This window comes from Kribbella sp. ALI-6-A (assembly GCF_001984195.1).
Taxonomy (GTDB): Bacteria; Actinomycetota; Actinomycetes; order Propionibacteriales; family Kribbellaceae; genus Kribbella.
Genome location: NZ_MTQN01000010.1, coordinates 904,167 through 925,707, shown reverse-complemented (window position 1 = coordinate 925,707; position 21,541 = coordinate 904,167). Strand labels below are relative to the sequence as shown.

22 protein-coding genes are annotated in these 21,541 nt (G+C 69.3%); 16 read left to right on the top strand and 6 right to left on the bottom strand.

The window, feature by feature from the left end; translation table 11 throughout:
- The first annotated feature begins 116 nt into the window (after positions 1-116).
- From BWI15_RS18740 to BWI15_RS18690, 11 genes are all read left to right on the top strand, one after another.
- The gene (locus tag BWI15_RS18740; RefSeq protein ID WP_077015666.1) at positions 117-1,331 is read left to right on the top strand and encodes an MFS transporter; all 1,215 of its coding nucleotides are present in this window, start codon (positions 117-119) and stop codon (positions 1,329-1,331) included.
- The gene (locus BWI15_RS18735) at positions 1,331-2,506 is read left to right on the top strand and encodes a radical SAM protein (protein WP_077015665.1); all 1,176 of its coding nucleotides are present in this window, start codon (positions 1,331-1,333) and stop codon (positions 2,504-2,506) included. The genes BWI15_RS18740 and BWI15_RS18735 overlap by 1 nt, the downstream gene beginning before the upstream one ends.
- 2 nt (positions 2,507-2,508) lie before the next feature.
- The gene (locus BWI15_RS18730) at positions 2,509-2,772 is read left to right on the top strand and encodes an acyl carrier protein (protein WP_077015664.1); all 264 of its coding nucleotides are present in this window, start codon (positions 2,509-2,511) and stop codon (positions 2,770-2,772) included.
- Positions 2,769-3,953, top strand: coding sequence for a hypothetical protein (locus BWI15_RS18725; protein WP_077015663.1), 1,185 nt, complete (start codon positions 2,769-2,771; stop codon positions 3,951-3,953). Before BWI15_RS18730 ends, BWI15_RS18725 begins: the two co-directional genes overlap by 4 nt.
- Entirely contained in the window at positions 3,943-4,905 is a 963-nt protein-coding gene (locus BWI15_RS18720) for a Gfo/Idh/MocA family protein (protein WP_077015662.1), read from the top strand. The genes BWI15_RS18725 and BWI15_RS18720 overlap by 11 nt, the downstream gene beginning before the upstream one ends.
- Positions 4,902-5,807: a phosphotransferase family protein gene (locus BWI15_RS18715; RefSeq protein WP_143465689.1), complete on the top strand. Its 906-nt coding sequence runs from the start codon at positions 4,902-4,904 to the stop codon at positions 5,805-5,807. Before BWI15_RS18720 ends, BWI15_RS18715 begins: the two co-directional genes overlap by 4 nt.
- Positions 5,804-6,841: a hypothetical protein gene (locus BWI15_RS18710; RefSeq protein WP_077015661.1), complete on the top strand. Its 1,038-nt coding sequence runs from the start codon at positions 5,804-5,806 to the stop codon at positions 6,839-6,841. Before BWI15_RS18715 ends, BWI15_RS18710 begins: the two co-directional genes overlap by 4 nt.
- Positions 6,838-7,932: a condensation domain-containing protein gene (locus BWI15_RS18705; protein ID WP_077015660.1), complete on the top strand. Its 1,095-nt coding sequence runs from the start codon at positions 6,838-6,840 to the stop codon at positions 7,930-7,932. The genes BWI15_RS18710 and BWI15_RS18705 overlap by 4 nt, the downstream gene beginning before the upstream one ends.
- Positions 7,933-8,002: 70 nt before the next feature.
- A complete protein-coding gene (locus BWI15_RS18700) occupies positions 8,003-8,791 on the top strand; it encodes an ABC transporter ATP-binding protein (RefSeq protein WP_077015659.1) in 789 nt (262 codons plus the stop codon).
- Positions 8,788-11,298, top strand: a complete 2,511-nt coding sequence (locus BWI15_RS18695) for an FtsX-like permease family protein (protein ID WP_077015658.1) — start codon at positions 8,788-8,790, stop codon at positions 11,296-11,298. The genes BWI15_RS18700 and BWI15_RS18695 overlap by 4 nt, the downstream gene beginning before the upstream one ends.
- Before the next feature lie 79 nt (positions 11,299-11,377).
- The gene (locus tag BWI15_RS18690) at positions 11,378-11,917 is read left to right on the top strand and encodes a VOC family protein (RefSeq protein WP_077015657.1); all 540 of its coding nucleotides are present in this window, start codon (positions 11,378-11,380) and stop codon (positions 11,915-11,917) included.
- Between the two features lie 27 nt (positions 11,918-11,944).
- On the opposite strand, the gene BWI15_RS18685 is transcribed toward BWI15_RS18690, so the two are convergent.
- Positions 11,945-12,559 carry an NADPH-dependent FMN reductase gene (locus BWI15_RS18685; RefSeq protein ID WP_077015656.1) on the bottom strand — a complete coding sequence of 205 codons (615 nt, stop codon included), beginning with the start codon at positions 12,557-12,559 and terminating at the stop codon, positions 11,945-11,947.
- Positions 12,560-12,617: 58 nt separating this feature from the next.
- Entirely contained in the window at positions 12,618-13,295 is a 678-nt protein-coding gene (locus BWI15_RS18680) for a DedA family protein (protein ID WP_077015655.1), read from the bottom strand.
- A gap of 132 nt (positions 13,296-13,427) precedes the next feature.
- Between BWI15_RS18680 and BWI15_RS18675 the strand changes: the two genes are divergently transcribed.
- Positions 13,428-14,657, top strand: a complete 1,230-nt coding sequence (locus BWI15_RS18675) for a sensor histidine kinase (RefSeq protein WP_077015654.1) — start codon at positions 13,428-13,430, stop codon at positions 14,655-14,657.
- Complete coding sequence (locus BWI15_RS18670; RefSeq protein WP_077015653.1) at positions 14,648-15,307, top strand: response regulator; 660 nt, start codon at positions 14,648-14,650, stop codon at positions 15,305-15,307. The genes BWI15_RS18675 and BWI15_RS18670 overlap by 10 nt, the downstream gene beginning before the upstream one ends.
- Here the strand turns inward: BWI15_RS18670 and BWI15_RS18665 are convergent.
- Positions 15,304-16,077 (bottom strand): SDR family NAD(P)-dependent oxidoreductase, encoded by a 774-nt coding sequence (locus tag BWI15_RS18665; RefSeq protein ID WP_077015652.1) that lies wholly within the window; start codon positions 16,075-16,077, stop codon positions 15,304-15,306. The two genes, BWI15_RS18670 and BWI15_RS18665, sit on opposite strands and share 4 nt — an antisense overlap.
- 48 nt (positions 16,078-16,125) lie before the next feature.
- Between BWI15_RS18665 and BWI15_RS40610 the strand changes: the two genes are divergently transcribed.
- The 3 genes from BWI15_RS40610 to BWI15_RS18650 all read left to right on the top strand — a co-directional run bounded on the left by BWI15_RS40610 (position 16,126) and on the right by BWI15_RS18650 (position 18,308).
- On the top strand, positions 16,126-16,710 hold the full coding sequence (locus tag BWI15_RS40610) for a TetR/AcrR family transcriptional regulator (RefSeq protein WP_077015651.1): 585 nt from the start codon (positions 16,126-16,128) through the stop codon (positions 16,708-16,710).
- Positions 16,711-16,755: 45 nt separating this feature from the next.
- Entirely contained in the window at positions 16,756-17,688 is a 933-nt protein-coding gene (locus BWI15_RS18655; protein WP_077015650.1) for a phosphotransferase family protein, read from the top strand.
- A gap of 314 nt (positions 17,689-18,002) precedes the next feature.
- Entirely contained in the window at positions 18,003-18,308 is a 306-nt protein-coding gene (locus tag BWI15_RS18650; RefSeq protein WP_077015649.1) for an ArsR/SmtB family transcription factor, read from the top strand.
- Between the two features lie 33 nt (positions 18,309-18,341).
- Here BWI15_RS18650 and BWI15_RS18645 read toward each other — a convergent pair whose 3' ends face one another.
- From BWI15_RS18645 to BWI15_RS18635, 3 genes are all read right to left on the bottom strand, one after another.
- Positions 18,342-18,695 (bottom strand): VOC family protein, encoded by a 354-nt coding sequence (locus tag BWI15_RS18645; RefSeq protein ID WP_077015648.1) that lies wholly within the window; start codon positions 18,693-18,695, stop codon positions 18,342-18,344.
- 3 nt (positions 18,696-18,698) lie between these two features.
- Entirely contained in the window at positions 18,699-19,517 is an 819-nt protein-coding gene (locus BWI15_RS18640; protein ID WP_077015647.1) for a MerR family transcriptional regulator, read from the bottom strand.
- 122 nt (positions 19,518-19,639) lie between these two features.
- Positions 19,640-21,538 carry a ricin-type beta-trefoil lectin domain protein gene (locus BWI15_RS18635; RefSeq protein WP_143465687.1) on the bottom strand — a complete coding sequence of 633 codons (1,899 nt, stop codon included), beginning with the start codon at positions 21,536-21,538 and terminating at the stop codon, positions 19,640-19,642.
- Positions 21,539-21,541: the final 3 nt, after the last annotated feature.

Below are 21,541 nucleotides of genomic sequence, written 5' to 3'. Positions count from 1 at the left end.
GACCCGGTTAAGTTGTCCGAGGTCTTATTTCAAGCCTTGAACTTAGGGGGTCGCGGCAAGAGCAGAGGGTCACCGACGACACTGGGGAGTCGAGGGTGGGTGCAACTACTCGGGCGGTGCGATCGCGGACCGACGTGTCCTGGTACTGGGGCAGCCAGACCGCGAGCTTCGTCGGGGACCGGCTGACCGGGTTCACCGTTCCCACGATCGCGATCCTCACGCTCGATGCGAGCGAGGCCCAGGTCGGCGTGCTGTCCGCGCTCGGCTGGTTCGCCTATCCCACGCTCGGTCTGGTCGCCGGGGCCGCGCTGGCCCACGTTCCTCGCCGGCGGGTGATGATCGGCGGCGAACTGCTGCGCTTCGCCGCGTTCGCCAGCGTCCCGCTCGCCGCACTGGCCGGCTGGGTCAGCGTCCCTCAACTGTGTCTCGTGGTCGCCGTCGCGGGCGCCGCGATGGTCTTCGTCGACATCGCCGGCCAGTCGTACCTGCCCGCACTCGTCGAACCACGCGACCTGGTCGGTGCGAACGCCAAGCTCCAGAGCTCCGACAGTCTGTCCAAGCTCGTCGGCCCCGCACTCGGTGGCCTCCTCCTCCGCACCATCACCCCGTACGCCGGTCTGCTGCTCTGCGCGATCCCCTTCCTGGCTTCGGCTTTCGGCCGCACCCGCATCACCACCGTCGAGCCGCGCCCCGAGCCGATGCGCGAACCACTCCCCCACCGGATCCGCACCGGCTTCGCCTTCGTCTGGCAGCATCACCTGCTGCGCCGCCTGGTCTGCGCGGCCGCGATCCGCAGCTTCGGCTCGGGCATGGTCGACGCCGTCCTGCTGCTGTTCGCGTACCGCGTGCTCGGCCTGTCGAGCCTCGCCGGTGGCCTGCTGATCGCGGCCGGCTCGGTCGGCGGTCTGCTCGGCGCTGTTGTCGCCAACAAGCTGGCCGCGACCATCGGCGTACGGCGGACGCTGGTCCTCACCGGACTGGAAGCCGTGTGCTGGTTGGCCGTTCCGCTCTGCCTGCTGAGCGCTCCCGCGCTCGCACTGGTGGTGATCCGGATCTGCGCCTCGGTCTGGCTGCCGGTGTGGAACGTCGTCACCACCAGCGTCCGCCAGCAGATCACCCCGGCCGGTCTGCAGAGCACCGTGCACGCGACCGCCCGCACGCTCACCTCGTCCACCGTGCCGCTCGGCGCGATCACCGGAGGCCTGACCGGCGGCGTACTGAGCGCACAGCTCGGTGCCGCGACCGGTCTGGTCCTCGTCCTCGCGACGGGAGGGGTGATCGCCGGAGCCAGTGCACTGCTCGTCGCCACAGCCACCCACCAGGAGGTCTGATGCGTCCCACCACCACCCGCACGCTGAACACCAAGGAATTCGCGGACATCAAGCACACCGTGTCGATCCGCTCCAAGGCCCGGCGCAACCTGCTCGCCGACCCGACGTACGCCGCTCCGCTGCCGCAGGAGGTCAGCCTGCAGCTCACCTACCGCTGCAACCTGCGCTGCACGCACTGCTACCAGTGGAACGAACAGGGCTTCTTCCGCGACTTCAGCGCCGTCAAGCAGAAGACCGAGCTCGACCTCTCGGTGGTCGAGGACGTCCTGCGGACGACGGCGCCGGTGCGCTCGAAGCTGTTCCTGTGGGGCGGCGAGCCGCTGATGCACACCAGGTTCGACCAGGTCGCCGCGCTGCTGGAGAAGTACCCGCGGACGGTGAACATGTGCACCAACGGCCTGCTGTTCAAGCGCAAACTGGACGACCTGCTGCGGATCGGCGAGAACCTCAACCTGCTGGTCAGTCTGGACGGTCTGGGTGAGGACCACGAGGCACTGCGCGGCCGCGGCACCTTCAAGCGCACGATGGACAACATCCAGCTGATGCTGGACCTCAAACGCGCGGGCACGTGGGACGGCGAGCTGTCGCTGTCGTGCATGGTCAGCCATGTCACCGTGCACAAGATGTACGAGTTCATGGAGTGGGCCGAGGAACTCGGCGTGAACACGGTCTACTTCCAGTTCCCCTGGTACATCAGCCCCGAGGTCGCCGAGTCGATGGACCGCCTGTACGAGAAGACGTTCTCCTGGCTGAACCCCAGCACGGACACCAAGAAGCCGACCTGGCACAGCTACACCTACCAGCTGCCCGAGGAGGAGCTGCCGACGCTGCGCGACTCGATGGCCCGGCTCGCCTCCCGGCCCTGGAACGTCCGGCTGCGCTACCAGCCGCAACTGGAGGACGACGAGGTCACCGACTTCATCCTCGGCACCTCCCGGCCGGCCCAGCACCGCAGCAAGTGTCTCGCGGTGTCGAACCGGATGGAGGTGCACGCCGACGGCGCGGTCAGCTCGTGCAAGTTCTTCCCCGAGTTCGTGGTCGGCAACCTGTACGACCAGCCGGTCGGCGAGCTCTGGCAGAGCCAGTCGTTTCGTGAGGTCCGCCGGATCATGTCCGAGAACGGCATGATGCCGGTCTGCTCGAAGTGCATCCTCCTTTACCTGAACGGAGTCTGAGCATGTCCACCACTGTGATCGAGGACCGCGTCAAGGTCGTGCTGGCCAAGGTTCTGGACAACGGAACCACCGCGGACGAGATCGGCTCCGAGGCCGATCTGGTCGAGCAGTACGGACTGGACTCCCTGCAGACGATCACGTTCCTGCTCGCGATCGAGGACGAGTTCGACCTCGAGCTGGACTACCCGCAACTGCAGCTCGACGACCTGCGCTCGGTCCGTCAGTTCAGCACCTTCGTCGCCCGACTGGCCGGCCAGGCCGGATGACCGTCCGGTTCGGTACGTTCGACGCGGAGTCGTGGTGGCGACCGGACGACCTGGCCGTGCTGCCGTCGGTCGGCGGCGGTGATCCCGCCGTCGACACGATGGACGAGCTGCTGGCCGGGTTCTGCGCGCCGGGCGACGTCCTGATCACCCGGCGCCCGATGGATCCGGAGATCCTCGCCGGCTACGGGGTCTCCTTCGACCACAAGTCGATCGACGACGCCGGCTCGGGCCCGATCGAGCGCCACTTGCTCGACGACCCCTTGCTGGCCGACGGTCCGCTGGAGCCCTACGCGGTTCTCGCCCCACTCGCCGGCCTGCCTTCACCCGAGGTCGTTGCCAAAGTCAACTCGAAAACCTGGTCCAACGAGCTCGTCACGCAGCTCGGGCTTCCGGGCGCGGGCCGAGTGGTCCGCTCGGTCGACGAACTGGTTGCCGCGGTCACCGATCTCGATTTCCGTACCCTGATCAAGGACCCGTACGGCGTCTCCGGCCGGGCACTGCTCGAGGTCACCACTCCCGGCGTACTGCGAGCGATCGAGCGGGTGCTGCGCAAGCAAACCGGGCAACGGATCGAGCTGCTGGTGCAGCAGAAGTATCCGAAGGCGCACGACTTCTCCGGTCACCTGCACGTGCGGCGGGACGGCTCGTGGGAGTTCCTCGGCCTGCAGCAGCTGACCAACAAGGGCTTCCGGCACTTCGGCTCCAGCCCCGCGCCCGCCGCGCTGATCGACCAGGGCTGGTACGCCGAGTCGCTGGCCGAGGTGGTGGCCGCGATCAGCACCGCCGGCTACTGGGGTCCGGTCGGGATCGACGCGATGCTGCTCGACGACGGCTCAGTCGTACCGGTGCTGGAGATCAACGCTCGTCAGTCGCTCGGCCTGCTCGCCCTGCAACTCGACCGGCGGGCCGACGACCTCACCGCTCACCTGTGGCAGCTCGAACTGAATCTCTCGCCGGGCAAGGGCATTCGCGACGTCCTGCACGCTCTGAACGGCTGCTTGTCCAGCGGGGATCGCCCCGGAGCGCTCGTGCTCAACGGCAGTCACCTGACCGCGCCCGGCGGCCGGGTGTACGTCGCGATCTTCTGCCGCGCCGGTGAGCTCGCCCAGTGGCAGCACCGCCTGCTGGCTGCGGTCACCGCGGCCGGCCTGACACCGCGAGGGAGATCCGATGCCGCTTGAGATCGGCCTGATCGGGGCCACCGGGATCGCCGTCCGGACGATGCTCGGCCCGGCCGCCAAGACCGGAGTGGAGGTGCGGGCGGTCGCGGCGAGCGACCCGGTGCGCGCCAAGGAGTTCGCGAGCCGTCACGACATTCCGCTGGTCTACGACAGCTACGCGGCCCTGCTCGCCGACCCGGCGATCGACGCCGTCTACATCTCCCTGCACAACTCCGCGCACCACCGCTGGGCGGTCCGCGCCGCGGTCGCCGGCAAGGACGTGATCGTCGAGAAGCCGCTCTGCCTGACCGCGGCCGAGGCCGAGGAGCTCTGCTTCGCCGCCGAACACACCCGCGTCTTCGAGGCGGTCGCCACCGCCGGCCACCCGTGGCAGGAAACCGTCCGCTCCTTCGTCGCCGACAGCCGGTACGGCGTACTGCGGTCCGTGCAAACGCGGATGACCTTCGCCGTTCCCGCGCCGGGCGGATACCGCGACCGTCCCGAGCTGGGTGGCGGCATCTTCCACGACTGCGCGAGCTACTGGCTCCAGGCGCTGCAGGCAACGATCGGGCTCGATCCCACGGCGTACCAGGGATTCTCGGCCTTCGACGGCCCGAACGGCGTGGACCGCGACTTCGAGGCGTCGTTGCACTGGGCCTCGGGTTCGAAGGCGACGCTGACCTGCGCGGTCGGTCCGGACCATGTCGCCGAGCACGTGTTCACCTTCGACCGGGCGACTGTGAAGCTGCGCAACTTCCTCCGCCCGGTGCTCGGCGCCGTACCGTTGAACCTCGTCGTCACCACGGCCGACGGCGAGCGTGAGGGGATCGGCTTCCCAGCCACCGCGTACTACGAGCATCAGCTCGCCCGGATCGTCGACGACGCCGGCGAGGACCTGGCGCACGCCGTGCCGCGAATCGAGCTGATGGAAGCGATCTATCGGGACGCCTTGTCCCAAAGGGAGAACCGGTGAAACGACAGCTGGACCGCGCGGCGATCGAGGCCCTGCTGGAGCGCGCCGGGATCGCGCGGCGGGAGTTGCTCGACCACGAGGAGCTGACCGAGGGCACCTACAACACCGTTTACCGCTTGGCGGTCGGTGAACGGCAGTTGGTGCTCAAGCTCGCGCCGGACCCGTCCTCCCCCGGGCTGGCCTACGAGCAGGCGCTGATCCGGACCGAGACCGAGTTCTACCAGGCCGCGCGCGGCAAGGCGCCGGTGCCGGAGGTCGTGTACGCCGATGCCGAGCTGCTGCTGATGACCGCGCTGCCGGGGACGACGTTGCTGCAGAGCGTTCCGGCCGAGCGTTGGTCGTACCGGCGGGAGCTGGGCGCGATCGTGCGCAGTCTGCACGAGGTGGTCGGCGCGGACGGGTTCGGGTATCCGCAGCGTGGCTTGCTGTCCACGTGGGCGACCGCCTTCCTGCGCATGCTGGACGACGTGCTGGCCGACGCCGAGCGCTTCGGGGTGGAGCTGCCGGAGGGGGTCTCGCGGCACCTGGTGCTCGACCGGTTCGAGCTGCTGAACACGGTGCGGACGCCGCGGCTGATCCACTTCGACCTGTGGGACGGCAACATCCTGGTCGACGGCGGGCGGATCAGCGGGCTGATCGACGGGGAGCGCGCGTTCTGGGGCGATCCGGTCGCGGAGTTCGTCTCGCTGACACTGTTCAGCACGGTGGACGACGAGTTGCTGGCCGGGTACGGCGCCGACATCGACCGCGAGCGGCTGTCGCTCTACCGGGTCTACCTGTACCTGATCATGCTGGTCGAGGGCACGCCGCGCGGCTACGCAGGCCCGGAGCACGAGGCTACGGTAAAGCTGGTCCAGCGCCACTTGGCCAAGGAGCTGGCTGCGCTGGGAGCGGCGCAGTGACAGGCGCTGTCGTGGAGATCCTGACGTCCGGCGTTGCGCTCGGCGTCCACGTGCCGGGGCTGCTGCTGGCCGACCGGATCCGCGAGCAGGGCGGTACGGCGTACGTGTCGGTGCTGGAGCGGCTGATGCCACCGCAGACCCTGGAGACGACCGCCCGGTCGAAGCAGGCCTTCCACCGCGACTTCCGCGTCGCGCTCGCCGGCCAGAAGCTGGCCCGCAACGCAGCAGTCTCGGTGGACCCCGCCGCGGTCGACCAGCTCTTCGCGGACTGGCAGCGGCGCGGCATCACCCGCTTCGTCGTCCTCAGCGGCTTCTGGCTCACTCTGCTGGAGCAGTACGTCGCAAAGCACGGCCCGGTGGCGGTGGACGTATGCCATGTGGACTCGGTGCGCTCACCGTCGTTCGACAAGGCCGGTGCGACCTCACTGCCTCTACGGCATGTGTGGCTCGCCGATGCCGATGGCGGCGGCGTGCCCTGCAGCATCCCGGTCACCCGCGACGCCCCGGTGCCGTGGGCCGAGCGCGACCGGCGGCTGCTGGTGCACGGCGGTGGCTGGGGCATGGGCACGTACCGGGAGCGCGCCGGTGAGCTGCTGTCCGTCGGCTTCGAGCTGGACGTCATCGCCTACGAGCAAGGTGACCTGTCGACCAGTGGCGTGCGCTACTTCATGATCGACCCCGACTGGCATCCATGGCTCGACGACGGCTACCCGCCGTTCGGCCCGGCGGGCCAGGGGTTCGTGCAGCGGACCGGTCACCACGGGTCGTTCGACCTGTGTCGCCAGGCGCTGGCGTCGGTCAGCAAACCTGGCGGCGGGACCCTTCTGGATTCGTTGTGGTCGGCAACGCCGCTCGTTCTGTTGGAGCCGTTCGGCGCCCACGAGCGACGCAACGCGGACCTGTGGATCTCGCTGGGCTACGGCATCTCGTTCGAGGACTGGCAGCGCAAGGACTTCGCCGTGGAGGTGCTGGAGGAACTGCACACCGCTCTGCTCGCCGCGGACGTGCCGGACTACTCGAAGGAGCTGCTGTGACGACCTCGCTCTGGCAAACCTTCGCGTTGGAGCTCGACGCGCGGCGACCTGGCTTCGCTCTCGGGCCCTGGTTCACCATGAACGCGATGCTCGCGCTGGACGGCGAGCTGGACGCTGGGCGACTGGCTGCAGCCTTCGACACCCTGCAGCGACGACACGACATACTCCGTACAGACTCTGGTGTTGCTGAACTCGAGCTCGTACGGGAAGCCGCCCTGCACGTCCCGGTGCCGCTGGCTGCTCCCATTCGGCTGCAGCTCTCCGGCGACCGACTGACCCTGCACCTCCACCACATGGTCTCCGACCCGGTCAGCCTGTGGCTCGCGCTGACCGAGCTGGCCGCCCTGTACTCCGGCGAGGACCTCCCACCCGCTCCCCAGTACGCCGACTACCTCCTCGACGAAGCCGAGCAAATGAGCCGGAACGCCGATGCGGCCAGCACCTGGTGGCGGAGCCGAGTCACCGACGCGAAGATCTGCCCGCAGCCCTCCCGCACTCAGGGCTCTCCGTTCGCCTACCGGAGCGAGCTGCTCTCAGCCGCAGAGGCCGCGCAGGTCGAGCAACTGACCCGCTCGCACCGCAGCACTGCCCTGGTGACGTTGCTGGCCGCACTGGCTTCGGCGATGGAGCCGACGGCAGGAGACACGCTCGTGTTCAACACGCTCTTCAGCAAGCGCGACCGGCCGGATTGGCAGCGGGTGCTCGGCCCCTGCATCGTGCCGTCGGTGCTGGCCGTCCCATGCTCGACCGGCTCGCTGGCGGCCGACGTACCGGCCATGCGGGACGCCGTCGTCGGCTGCAGCCGCTACGCGCGCTACCCGGTCCTGGAACTCGAGGTGCCGCCACGGACGCCGTTCTTCGAGTACGTGCCGCAGCAGTGGCCGGGAGGCTACGACTTCGGGCCGATCCGGGGCGAAGTGGTCGGGGCGGCCGGGCCGAAGGACACCGGGCTCGCGGACGCGCTGGCGATCCGGGTGCGGCCGACGGCGGACGGCGTACTGGCCGGGCACTTCAGTGGGGACGGCTCGGACTGGAGCGAGCCGCTGGTGACGGCCGTGGCGAGTGGCGTCCGGGCCTACCTGCTGGGGTAGGGCTAGCACCACCCAGACCGGCTGCCCAGCTCCCTGGGGCGGGCGGCTGGATCTTCGTAGCGTTCTCAGCATGAAGCGCAAGCAGGCAGCCATCCGAAAAACCTCGAACTCCGTCATGCTGAACGACGTCCGCCGGGTCTACGGCAAGGGCGGCGGTGCCGTGGTCGCGCTCGACGGGATCAGCATCGGCTTCGCCCGCGGCACGTTCACCGCGGTGATGGGGCCGTCCGGGTCCGGCAAGAGCACGTTCCTGCACTGCGCCGCCGGGCTCGACCGGCCGACGTCCGGCTCGGTGTTCATCGACGACCAGCCGCTGGCCGGCCTCAAGGAGCGGCAGCTGACCGAGCTGCGCCGGGAGCGGATCGGCTTCGTCTTCCAGTCCTTCAACCTGCTGCCGGCGCTGACCGTCTGGCAGAACGTCACGCTGCCGCAGGAGCTCGACGGACGCCGGGCCAACCGAGCGGCGGTCGCCGAGGTGCTAGAGCGGGTGGGCCTGGCTGACCGGCACAAGCACCGTCCGGGCGAACTGTCCGGCGGCCAGCAGCAGCGAGTCGCCATTGCCCGTGCCCTGGTCGCCCGGCCCGCGGTGATCTTCGCCGACGAGCCGACCGGTGCGCTGGACACGCAGACCGCGGCCGACGTGCTCGACCTGCTGCGCGAACCGGTCCGCAGCCAAGGGCAGACGGTGGTCATGGTCACCCACGATCCGGTCGCCGCCTCGTGGGCCGACCAGGTGGTCTTCCTGGCCGACGGCAAGCTGGCCGGCAGCCTGGCTGCCCCCACCGCCGAGCAGGTCGCCGAGCGGCTGACCCACCTCGGAGCCCGCGGCCGTACGCCGGATCTGGCGGTCGCGCGATGATGAAGCTCGCCCTCCGCACCCTGCGCTTCCGCAAGGGCGGGTTCGTCGCCACGTTCGTCGCCGTCGTGTTCGGCACCGCGATCGTGCTCGCCTGCGGTGGCCTGATGGAAACCGGCATCCGCTCCAACGTCGAAGCCACCCGCATGGCTGCCGCCGACCTGATCGTCACCGGCCCCGACTCACACCTGCGCGCCGGTCGCGACGAAGCCACTCCGCTCACCGAGCAGACCCACGTCCCCGCCGAAACCGCCGCGAAGATCCGGGCCGTCGACGGCGTCACCGAGGTCGTCGGGGATCTCACCTTCCCCACCCCGCTCAGCCTCGACGGCGACTTCCTTCAGGCCAAGGGGCACGGGTGGAGCTCGGCGCGGCTTGCGCCGTACAAGCTGGTGTCCGGCGCTGCGCCGCGAGCTCCCACTGATGTGGTGCTCGACAGCTCCACCGCTCGAGCCGGCAACCTCGGCGTCGGCTCGCAGGTCAGCCTGCTCACCAACGGCGAGCCCAGTACCTACACCGTCCGCGGGATCGCGGACGGTCCGGCCGGCCACACCTTCTTCTCGGCGCCCGAAGCCACCCGGCTCGCCGGTGCCGAGGGCTCGTTCACCGCTCTGGCCGTACTTGTTGCCCCCGGCACCGATCTGGGCGCGGTGAAGGACTCGGTGAAGGATCTCGGCGACCTCACCGTGCACACCGGCTCCGACCGCGGTCTGGCCGAACACCCCGACGCCGCGCAGTTCCGGGAGGCGCTGATCGCCGTCGCGGGGTCGTTCGGCGGGATCGCGACGATGACGATGATGTTCGTCGTCGCCTCGACCCTTGCTCTGTCCGCTCAGCACCGCGAACGTGAGTTCGCCCTGCTCCGCAGCATCGGCACCACTCCCGGCCAGGTCCGCCGGATGATCCTCGGCGAATCGCTGCTCGTCTCCATCCCGGCCGTGCTGGCCGGATTGGTCCCCGGTCTCCTGCTCGGGCGGTTCCTGTTCGAGCAGCTCGCCGAGCACGGCGTCGCCTCGCCGTACGTCGAGTACCGCCAGGGCTGGATCCCGTTCGCCGCCGGCGCGGGTGCCGCCGTACTGGCCGCTGTCGGCGCCGGCCTGATCGCGGCTCGCAAGTCGGCCCGGATCAAGCCGGTCGAGGCGCTCACCGAGTCCGGCTTGCAGCGCAAGTGGTTCACCTGGACCCGTCTGGTGCTCGGCGTGCTCTTCCTGGGCGGCGCGATTGCCCTGATGATCGTCACCGCCGCCGTGATGACCGGCCCGCTGGCCGCCGCCACCGCGGGCCCGTCGATCCTGTGCTGGGCGATCGGCATCGCACTGCTCGGCCCGTTCTGGACCAAGCTCACCCTCGCCCTGATCCGCTGGCCCCTGTACGCCGTCAGCAAGGTCAACGGCCGCCTCGCGATCGTCAATGTGTCGGCGCGCTCGGTGGCGATGTCCGCCGCAGTGATGCCGGTGATGCTCGCGGTCGGGATCTCCACCGCCAACCTCTACATGCAGACCACCTCGGTGCACGCCTCCGACCAGGCCTTCACCAAGGACCTCAGGGCCGACGCGGTGCTCGTCTCCCGCGCGAACGCCGGTCTTCCGGCTCCACTCGTCGACGAGGTCCGCAAGGTCCCCGGCGTGGCCGGCGCCTCGTCGTACGTGACCAGTCTCGGCTCGGTCGACGAACCACGGAAGGCACCCTTCTCCGAGGACGGCGCACCCCTGCTCGGAGTCAGCGCCCAAGGCACCGACGGTCCGGCTCCGGTGCGGGTGACCTCGGGTTCGCTCGAAGGTCTCACCGGTACGACGATCGCCGTGCCGGACCGGATGGTCGAGAAGACCGGCCAGGGCCTCGGCTCGACGGTCAAGCTGACGCTCGGCGACGGCACGCCCGTCGAGCTGCGGGTGGTCGCGACCTTCGCGGCGGAGCGCGGGTACGAAAGCCTCGTCCTGCCGGCTGAGCTGCTCGCCCAGCACACCACCGCGCGGCTGGCACCGCAGATCCTCGTCCGTTACTCCCCCGGCGCGAATCCGGCCCCGGCGCTGGCCGAGCTGGCCGCCACGCACCCCGGCGTACAGGTGACGGGGCGGGAGGCGCTGATCGAGGGCAACCGCGCCGACGCGCAGACGCAGGCGTGGGTGAACTATCTGCTGGTCGGTCTGCTGATCGGCTACACCGCGGTCTCGGTCGTCAACACGCTGGCCTCGGCGACGATCCGCCGGCGGCGCGAATTCGCGTTGCAGAGGCTGACCGGCTCGACCCGTGGGCAGGTGCTGCGCATGCTGACGACCGAGAGCACCTTGGTCGCCACCAGCGGAATCCTGCTCGGCTCGGCAGTCGCCGCGGCCACGTTGATCCCCTTCAGCGCCAAGGTCTCGGGCTCGGCGGTGCCGCACGGTCCTTGGTACGTCTACCTGGTGATCATCGGCGCGGCCTCGGCACTCACCTACCTGTCCACCCTCGTCCCGGCCACCGGCGTACTGCGCACGAACCCGGCCGAGACGACGTCGCGACCGGACTGAGTAAAGGCCAGAACCTGGCCGCTTCCAGGAGGAGAGTCTGGCTCGACAAGGCTCTCCTCCTCGCGCGTCAGGACCCACGATGACCGACAGCATCACTCCCGCCGGCTACACCACCCTCGCTCCCTGGGTCGTCACCGACGACACCGGCGCCCTGCTCGACTTCGTCACCGCGGTCTTCGACGGCGAGGAACTCGGCCGGGTCGCGACCGAGGACGGCCTGATCGGCCACGCGGAGATCCGCGTCGGCGACACCGTCCTGCTGGCCTTCGACCGGCGGCCGGACTGGCCGGTGATGCCGTCACTACTGCGGATCTTCGTCGCGGACGTCGACAAGGCTTTTGCCCGGGCCATCGAGTCCGGCGCCCGGGTGGTCACCGAACTGTCCACCGCCGCGTGGGGCGACCGCGGCGGACGTCTGCGCGATCCGTGGGGCAACATCTGGTGGGTGCTCACCCACATCGAGGACGTGCCCGCCGAGGAGGTCGGCGTCCGTATGGCCGACCCGCAGTACGCCGAGGCGATGCGGGTCGCGCAGGAGACCCTGGACGCGGAACTGACGGGCCGGGAGACCGGACGCTCGTCCCGGCCGGTTTTGTCATCGCGCGTCGACTGGTTGTAGGGCCGCCGGCGGCTGAGCCCGGGGCGACTACTGCGCCGGCGTCGGTTCCGCGACCGGTTGCAAGGCGATGGTGGTCGCCTGGACGATGCCCGCGTTCTGCCGCAGCCACGGCGACAGCACCACTTGAAGATCCTCGAGATCACGCTCCTCGAGGATCACCCCGGGCACCGGCACGCTCGCCCCCAATTCCGCGAGCACCGGCCGCAGATGCTGATCGGCGAGCAACTTGTGCGAAGGCGCCGCCGACACCGTCACCGGCACGACCACGGCCCCCGCCAGAGCCCCCGGCCGCAGCACGTCGAGAAAGCTCTTCAGCAACCCCGTGTAGCTGCCCTTGTAGACCGGCGTCGCGATCACCACCAGCGACGCCGACGACACCAGATCGATCGCACTCTCCAGCGCTGCCCGCTCGGCCCCGACGGCCGCGTCCCCCTGGAAGATCGCCGGCGCGAAGGTCACCAGGTCGACCAGCTCGTCCAACCGGTACGGCGTACCGAGCTCGGAACTGAGCAGCTCGGCGACCGACGCGGCCGCGGCCGCTGTCCGGGACCCGGCGCGCGGGTTGCCGACCACCGTGACCACCGACTGCGGCCAGACCGGCGGATCGGGAACGACGCGTGGTTCGACAGCAACTGAGGGCATCGGGGACCTCTCCAGCGGTTCGGCAGTGAGGTCTCGAGCGTACCCAAAGTCGAGCTGACTAGTTGACTTTCTCAGAGTTCGAACGTTTCGCCTTCACCTTGACAACCACGAACCAGGTCACCGCGGCCAGCGCGGCGGCGATCACGACGTACTGGAAGACGCCGACCGACGACTCGACCACGTGCCACTGCTCGCCGAGCAGGTAGCCCGCGATGATCAGCGCGGAGTTCCACACCAGGCTGCCGACCGCGGTCAGTGCGAGGAACAACGGCACCGACATCCGCTCCACCCCGGCCGGCACCGAGATCAGGCTGCGCACCAGCGGCACCATCCGCCCGATCAGCACCGCCTTCGGCCCGTGCTTGGCGAACCACTGCTCGGCCTTGTCGACGTCCTCGACCTTCATCAGCGGGAGCGCGCCGGCCAGCGCCCTGGTCCGGTCGCGGCCGAGCACGGCGCCGACGCCGTACAGCGCGAGGGCGCCGACGACCGAGCCGAGCGTCGTGAACAGGATCGCGCTGACCAGTCCGAGGTCACCGCGGTTGGCGGCGAACCCCGCCAGCGGCAGGATCACCTCACTGGGCAGCGGGGGGAACAGATTCTCCAGCGCGACCGCGAGGCCGGCGCCCGGGGCACCCAGCTTCTCCATCATGTCGATGGCCCACCCGGCCACCCCACCGGTCGGCTCCTGCAGTGCTTGCAGCGCGGTCATCATCACCTGGCTCGTCGAGTTCATGGCGTCGACGCTAGGTCCGCGAACACCCTTCGCGCCCTGTGGTCGACCGTCGTAATTGCTCGGCGTTTCCACAGTACAGAACTGTGGAAATCCACAGTCTCCCCTGCTCCTGTGCCCACTAGCCTTGGCTGCATGCAGGTCATCGACGCACGCTCCAGCACGCTGATCGGGCGCAGCCTGCTCACTCTGGCCGGCGTCACGCTCGGCGCCGTGCTGGTGCTGGTCGAGGTCGGATTCCTGCTGGTGGTCGCGCTCGGCCTGATCCCGATGGTGGCCGTGCCGCGCTCACGCCGGGCGGTGATCGGCTGGACGCATCGTTGCGCGCGGCAACTCGCGACCCTGGAGCAGCGCCGGCTGGCCCGCTTCCACGCCGTGCACGACCTCGGCCCGTACGGCGACCGCCAAGCGTTCAGCTACCTCGCCCGCCGCTGGCCGGTCGGCTTTCTGGGCGGCCTGGTCCTGCTGCTGCTCGTCTTCGGGCTGGTGGTCGCCGGCTCGATGCTGTCGGCCTGGATCTTCGGCGGCACCTGGGGCTTCATCGAGGAGGACGGCGGCGCGGTCAGCACCGAGACGATCGCCGTCGCCGCGCTGCCCGGCCTGGTCCTGCTCTACCTGAACGTGATGGGCATCGCCGGCGTCAGCCAGCTCGACGTCGCGCTCGCCCGGCGCCATCTGACCCCGTCGGCCGAGGACGTGCTGGCCCGCCGGGTCTCCGAGCTGACCCTGAGCCGCGCCGAGGTGGTCCAGGTGGTGAACGACGAACGCCGCCGGATCGAGCGTGACCTGCACGACGGCGTCCAGCAACGCCTGGTCGCGCTGGGCCTGCTGCTCAGCCGGGCCCGCCGTTCGCGCGACCCCGGCCGCGCCGCCGATCTGGTCCGTCAGGCCCACGAGGAGTCCGAGCAGGCCTTGGCCGACCTGCGCGACGTCGCCTGGCGCGTCTATCCCACCGTGCTCGACCAACTCGGGCTGCGCGACGTCGTCGCCGTGCTGGCCGAGCGCTCGAGCATCCCGGTCACGTTGACCTACGACCTGCCCACGCGTCCACCGGCCGCGGTAGAAACCGCCGTCTACTTCGTCATTTCCGAAGCCCTCACCAACGCCACCAAACACTCGCGCGCGCAGCGGATCAGGATCAGCGTCCAGGCGGCAGTCCCCGCTGTGGCCGTGGGTGTCACGCCGGCGAGCGAACCGGCCTCGGTCGTCGTCACCGTGACCGACGACGGGCGCGGCGGCGCCGATCCGTCCGGTCGAGGCCTGACCGGCCTGGCCGGCCGGGTCGCCGCCTACGACGGGACGTTCACCATCGACAGCCCGCCCGGCGGGCCCACCACGATCCGAGCGGAGCTGCCATGCGAGTGATGCTCGCCGAAGACGCCACCCTGCTCCGCACGGGCCTGGTCCTGCTGCTCGAGGAGGAGGGCCACGAGGTCCCGGCCGCGGTCGGCGACGGCGACGCACTGGTGGCCGCCGTGCGCGCCGCCGCCGACGCCGGTTCCGCGCCGGACGTCGTCGTGGTCGACGTCCGGATGCCGCCGACGCACACCGACGAAGGCCTGCGCGCCGCGCTGACCATCCGCACCGAGTGGCCGACGGTCGGCGTCCTGGTGCTGTCGCAGTACGTCGAGAAGTCGTACGCCACCCAGCTGATCACCTCCGGTCAGGAAGGTTTCGGCTACCTGCTCAAGGACCGGGTGATGCGCGTCGAGGAGTTCCTCGAAGCGCTCGAGCGAGTCGGCGCCGGTGGTGTCGCCTTCGACCCCGACGTGGTACGCCAACTACTCGCCCGCACCACCCACACCGACCCGCTCAGCAAACTCACCCCGCGCGAGCACGACGTGCTCGCCAAGATGGCCGAGGGCCACAACAACCGCGGCATCGCCGAGAAGCTGTACATCTCCCAGAGCGCCGTCGAGAAGCACGTCTGGTCGATCTTCGACAAACTCAGCCTGCCCGATGACCCCGGCTACAACCGCCGCAGCCTCGCCATCGCGACCTACCTGACCAACTAGTTGACGGTGGCCGGCGTCGCCTCCGCGCTGACCGCGGGCCCCAGGTGCAGCCCACCACTCGCGTCGACGACCTGACCGGTGACCCACCGCGCCTGATCGGAGGCGAGCCAGGCGATCACCTCGGCGACATCCTCCGCGGTGCCGAGCCGGCCGAGCGCAGTAAGGCCGGTGATGAATTGCTCCAGACCGGTGAAGGCCTCAGCGTTCACCTCGGTCCGAGTGGCGCCGGGCGCGACGGCGTTGACGGTGATGCCCCGACCACCGAGCTCCTGTGCGAGCGTCCGCGTCATCACCTCGAGCGCACCTTTCGCCATCGCGAACGAGGTCTGCGTGGGATTGGCCATCCGGGTCGCCACCGACGTCACGTTCACGATTCGCCCGCCCTCCCCCATCAACGGCAACAACTGCTGGACGAGGAAGTACGGCGCCCTCACGTTCACCGCGAACAACCGGTCGAACTGCTCCGGCGTATCCGTCGCCATCGGCCCCGCCGGTAGTGCCGCCGCGTTGTTCACCAGCACGTCGAGCCGCCCGGCGTACTCCCGCACAGCATCGACCAGCTTCCGCACTCCCTGCTCATCACCGAGCTCGGCCTGCACGGCGACCGCCGTACCGCCGCTTCGCTCGATCCGAGCCACCGTCTCCTTCGCGTCCGCCTCGTGGCCGTTGTAGTGCACGACGACCTGCAGCCCGTCGGCCGCCAGTCGCTCCGCCACCGCTCGCCCGATTCCCCGCGACGCCCCGGTCACCAGCGCGATCTTCTTGTTCATCACAACCCCTTAGGTGGTAGTTACTAACACTTTGATACTGTCTACCACATGTCAAGCCTTCGCGAACGCCGCAAGATCGAGACCCGGCAGACGCTGCAGCGCCAAGCGATCCGGTTGTTCCAGCGCAACGGCTACGACGCGACCACGATGAACGCGATCGCCGAAGCGGCCGGCGTCTCCGCGATGACCGTGTACCGGCACTTCCCCACCAAGGAGGACCTGGTCATCTGGGACGAGTACGCGCCGGTCAGTCTCGACGCCCTCATGAACAGCCCTGCCGACGATCCCCTCGCACGCCGGATCGGCCAGGCGCTGATCGAAACCGCAACCGCTGCCACCGCCCCCGACCACCGAGCCCTGCTGCTCGCGCGCCTCCAACTCATGGTCGACGTCCCAGCACTCCGCGCCCGGCACCTCGACAACCAGTACGCCACCCAGGACGCGATCGTCACCGCTCTCTGCGGCGACGACCCGGACCCCGACCAGGAGTTCCACACCCGCGCCATCTCCGGCGCCTGCCTCGGCGCCACCCACATCGCCCTGGTCCACTGGGCCCGCTCCGACGGCCGGCAGGATCTCCCCACTCTCATCCGAGAAGCCCTGGCCGCGACCTTCCCGGCCGACTTCACCTGAAAACCCACTGCGCACGACGAGCCGTGTCCACTTAGGGTCAGGCGCGTGCAGTACACCAACGACGCCATTCCCGAGCACGTCCGCACCCTCGGCCACGAGGACCCCGAACTACTCGCGATCGGCATGCAGGGCGCCGTCTTCCGCCTCAGCGATCACCGGGTCGCAAAGGTCTGGTTCCACTCACCCCGCACCGAACTCGAACGCCTCCAGACCCTGTACGCCGGCCTACGGCTTCCCTTCCACACCCCGGAGATCCTCGAGATCCACGAAGGCTCGCGCTGGCTGGTCACCATCGAGGCAGAATTGCCGGGCCGGCCACTGCACGAAGTGGCTCCCGCCTTCGACACCCCCACCTGGCCCGCCGCCCGCGACTGCGTGATCGATGTACTCGCCGAGCTCGCGACCGTTCAGGCGTCACCCGCGCTCTTTGCTATGACCGTGCTCGACGAAACCGAGCCGTTCCGCCGCGCCGAGCAGTCCTGGACGGACGCACTCTCCGGCCTGCTCGCGCGCCGGGTCGCGACGTACGGCGACCAGCTGGACCAGGTCGTCGACAAGTTCGAGACCAAGTTCGATTGCCTGCAGCAGCTTCTTCGGCAGATCGAGCCCGAGAACGGTCACCGGCTCGTGCACGGCGACGTCACCGCCGGCAACATCCTCGTCGACGAGCAGCTCCGGCCGGTCAGCGTGCTCGACTTCGGCCTGCTGAGCATGGCCGGCGATCCGGCCTTCGACGGCGCGAGCGCGGCGGCACTCTACGCGCTCTGGTCACCGGACACCCGCAGCATCGAGGCCGACTTCGACGCCGCCCTCGCTGCCCGCTTGGGATATTCGACAGACGAGCTCCTCGTCTACCGCGCCGTCCACGCCCTACTGATCGGCAACGCCCACGACGCCGACCCGTTCGGCCGCGACTCCGGCGTACCGCTCACCGCCAACCTGTTGAACGACCGTCGATACGTCGCCCTGCTCACTTAAGTTGAGCGGTGCGGGCCTTGAACACCATGGCGGACGTGCAGCACTCACCAAGCCGTCACCGCCCGCTCGCCCAGGCGTGCGGCCGATCCGATCCCGCGCTCCGCACGTAGTTGATGAGTGCTGCACGTACGCGACCCGACGGCAGAGCCGACCTGCACCACCGACCAACCTCATCGGCAGCCCTCTGGGCCGATGCGTCCCCGCGTGAGTGGGCGCTCCGCGGGCCGGTTGGTCGGTGGTGCAGGTCGACCTGGTCGGCGGTTCAGGCGTCCGGTTCGCGAGCGCGACCAGCGCGGCCGGGTTATATTCCTCATATGGCAACTACGTTCGAGGTGCTCGCGGAACCGCGGCGGCGGGAGATCCTCGACCTGTTGCGGGACGGCGAACGGCCGGTGGGCGAGCTGGTGGACGCGCTCGACCTGAGTCAGCCCGCGGTGTCGAAGCACCTGAAGGTCCTGCGGGACGCCGGGCTGGTGGAGGTCCGGCAGGACGCGCAGCGCCGGTGGTACCGCCTCCGGCCGGCGCCGCTGGCCGAGATCGACGCCTGGCTGGAGCCGTATCGCGACCTCTGGCGCGGCCGGCTGGACGCGCTCGAGGCGCATCTCGACCGGATGGACTGAGCCGGTCGCCGCCTCCCCGATCCGGGGGCGGGATCAGTGCGCCTCGGCGAGGTCGAAGACGTTGCCCTCGGGGTCGGTCAGCGTGATCCAGTGCACGCCGTACTCGGAGAACTCGCCCTGCCGCTTGGCGCCGAGCGCGACCAGCCGGTCGACCTCGGCGGCCCAGTTGGAGCTGGACAGGTCGAGGTGAAAGCTGTTCTTGACCTCCGACGGCTGCTCGGGGACCTTGAGGAACATCATCGCCGGCCCACCGCCGGCCTTGTTGACGGTCGCGGCGTACTGGTTGCCTCCGGCATCGACTTCGGTCTCCAGCACCTGCGCCCAGAAGGTGGCCAGGGCCAGGGCGTCGGCGCAGTCGACGGCGATCTGCTCGAGGGTGACGGACATCGTTCAGCCTTTCGTGGGGATCTGCTGGATCGGCCAGCAGATCTCGGTCTGGAGAGTGTTCGGATCGGTGGTGTCGCCCGGGCCGACGACGTACAGCTCGCGGACCGGCCCGGAGGCGATCTCGCAGAACTCGGCGACATGGCTGCCGAGGGCGCCGTAGGTGCGGTCGAGATCCTCGAACGGCCCGTGGTGCAACGCGACGGCGAAGAAGCCGGCCGGGAAGTCGAGCAGCTCGACGGTGTCGTCGGCCGGCTGGCCGAGATCGACGGGCAGGAAGGCGGTCACCTCGCCGGCGTCGTCGGCGAAGAACTCGTCGCTGTACGTCGCGCCGGCCACGGCTGTGATCCCGTATCGGCCGGCCAGGCCGCCGAGTCGGGCGAAGGCGGTCCCGCACCAGGCGTTGATGTCGTCACGACTGACCCGATCGCGGACGGCGTACGCGCGGAACGCGGGGACGAAGCGGTACTCGACCGGGAGTTCGGTGGGCGCGAGCGTGAGCATCGAGCGCAGGGACGTGACGACCTGCTGGGTGTGGATCAGCTCGCGTTCCATCTGGTCGAGATGAAGGCGCAGAGCCTGGTCGCGCGACGAGACGTCGGGGGCTTCGATCACCTCGCGGACCTGCGCCAACGGCATCCGGAGTTCGCGCAGCCGGCGGATCAGCTGGGCGGTCGGCACCTGCGTGATCTCGTACCGGCGGTAGCCCGAGCTGGGGTCGACGAGCGCGGGCGCCAGCAGGTTGATGTCGTGGTAGTGGTGCAGCGTCTTCACGCTCAGATGAGTGAGCCGGGAGAACTCGCCGATGGTCACCGAAGCCGTCATGGTCAGAACTCTGCACCCTCCGGTGACCGGAGGGTCAAACCCGACGCAGAACGACCGCGACCCGGGGGCGCGGGCGCGGTCGTTCTGGCCGGGGCTCCGTGCAGCCCCGGGCGTTCAGGGGGTCAGGCGTTCCACTTCTGGTTGGCGGCGCCGGTGCAGGACCAGATCTGCAACGGCGTGGCGTTCGCGGACGTGTTGCCGGTGACGTCGAGGCACTTGTTGGCCTGCGGATTCACCAGATCCCTGGCCGCGGTGTACGTCCATTGCTGGGCGGCGGATCCATTGCAGGTATAGAGCTGCACCCGCGTCCCATCCGCCGTACCAGCGCTGGCGACATCCAGGCACTTGCCGAGCGCGCGCACCGTACCGTCTCCGGGGCGGGTCCACTGCTGAGCCGAGCTGCCGTTGCAGTCGTAGAGCTGAACGGTCGTTCCGTCGGCCGAGTTCGCCCCGGCGACGTCGACGCACTTGCCGCCGAGCCCGGTGATCTGACCACCGGTTCCACCACCACCGCTCTGCGTCCCCGACCACGTGAAGGTCGCCGAGGTCTTCGTCGGCAAGGTGTAGACGAAGGACTGCGAGCCCCAGTTGACCCGTACCGACTGCGAGCTGCCGGTGGTGTTGAACGCGATCAGCGCTTTCGAGCCGTCCGGGTTCTTCCATGCCACGTTCTTGACCGAGCTGTTGGCGTTCGACTCGATCCGCGCGGCGCCCGGCTTCACGAACTTCGTCAGGTGGCCCATCGTGTAGTACTCGACCGTCTTGTCCACCTGTCCGGCGCGCGGACCGCCGCGCTGCACGGTCACCAGGCCCGTGCACACGTTGCACCCGGCACCGACGTACGGAAGCATGTTCTGGTCCAGCGCGAGGCTCCACTTCACCCAGGACTTGCTCCAGTTACGGGTGTAGTCGATCAGGTTGTTCATGTCCTCGACCTGCTGGTTCGGGATCCAGGTGCCGCCGGAGTGCTCGGTCATGTAGTGGTTCACGGCCGGGTACTGGTTGTGCACGGTGGTCTGCAGGTTCACGTCACCGCCATAGCCGTGCCAGGCGATGCCACCGAACAGCGGGTCGTTGCGCAGCGCGGCGTCGGCCAGCGGGACCGAGCCGAGGTCGTTGTAGTTGCCCCAGTTGTAGTCCAGGATCATCACCTTCGTGGTGATCCCGGCCGCCCGGAACGCCGGCAGCAGGTGGTTCTTGGTGAACTCCAGCAGGCCCGCGCCGTTCCAGTTCATCGACGCGTAGCCGGTGTCGTCGGTGCCGCAGCAGGTCGGCTCGTTCTGCACCGACACGTAGTCGATGTGGTTGCCGGCGGCCTCGTTCTGCTGGACGTACTTGACGAAGTACTGGGCGTACATCGGGTAGTACTCCCACTTCAGCCAGCCGCGGTTGGTGAACTTGTTGTTGTCCTTCATCCAGGCCGGCGCGCTCCACGGCGCACCCTTGACCTTCAGCGCCGGGTTGAGCTGCTTGGCCTGCTTGGTCAGCGGGACGACGTCGGCCAGGTCGTGGTTGATGCTGAAGTCGTTCAGGTCGCAGCAGGTGTCGTCGTAGGAGTAGTTGAACCGGGCCAGGTCCGAGGCGCCCATCGGGTTGCGCGTGAAGGCCAGGCCGATCCCGTTGACCGGGTCGAACAGGTCCTTCATCACCTGGTTGCGGGTGGTGGCCGAGATCGTGTTGCTGCTGTTCAGCAGCCACGCGGCGCTGTCGGTGAACGACGCGCCACCACCCTCGAAGGTCTGGTACGTCGTGTTCTCGTTGACCGTGATGGTCTGGTTGGCGGTGCCGCCGGCCGGGCCGAAGTTGACCGGCGTCTGCTGCTGCAGGCCGCGGGTCACGTTCCGGCCGCCGGCGTCGTTCGTGGTGGTCAGCCAGACGTTGACCTGCTCACCGGCGGCGTGGGCGGGCTGCGGGTTACCGAGACTCAGACCGGTGGCGACCACCGAGAGGGCCGCGAACCCCGCCAGGGCGGGAAGCAGGCGTCGTCGTCCGGGGCGGTCACGACGAAGGGTCCTGGGCATGGC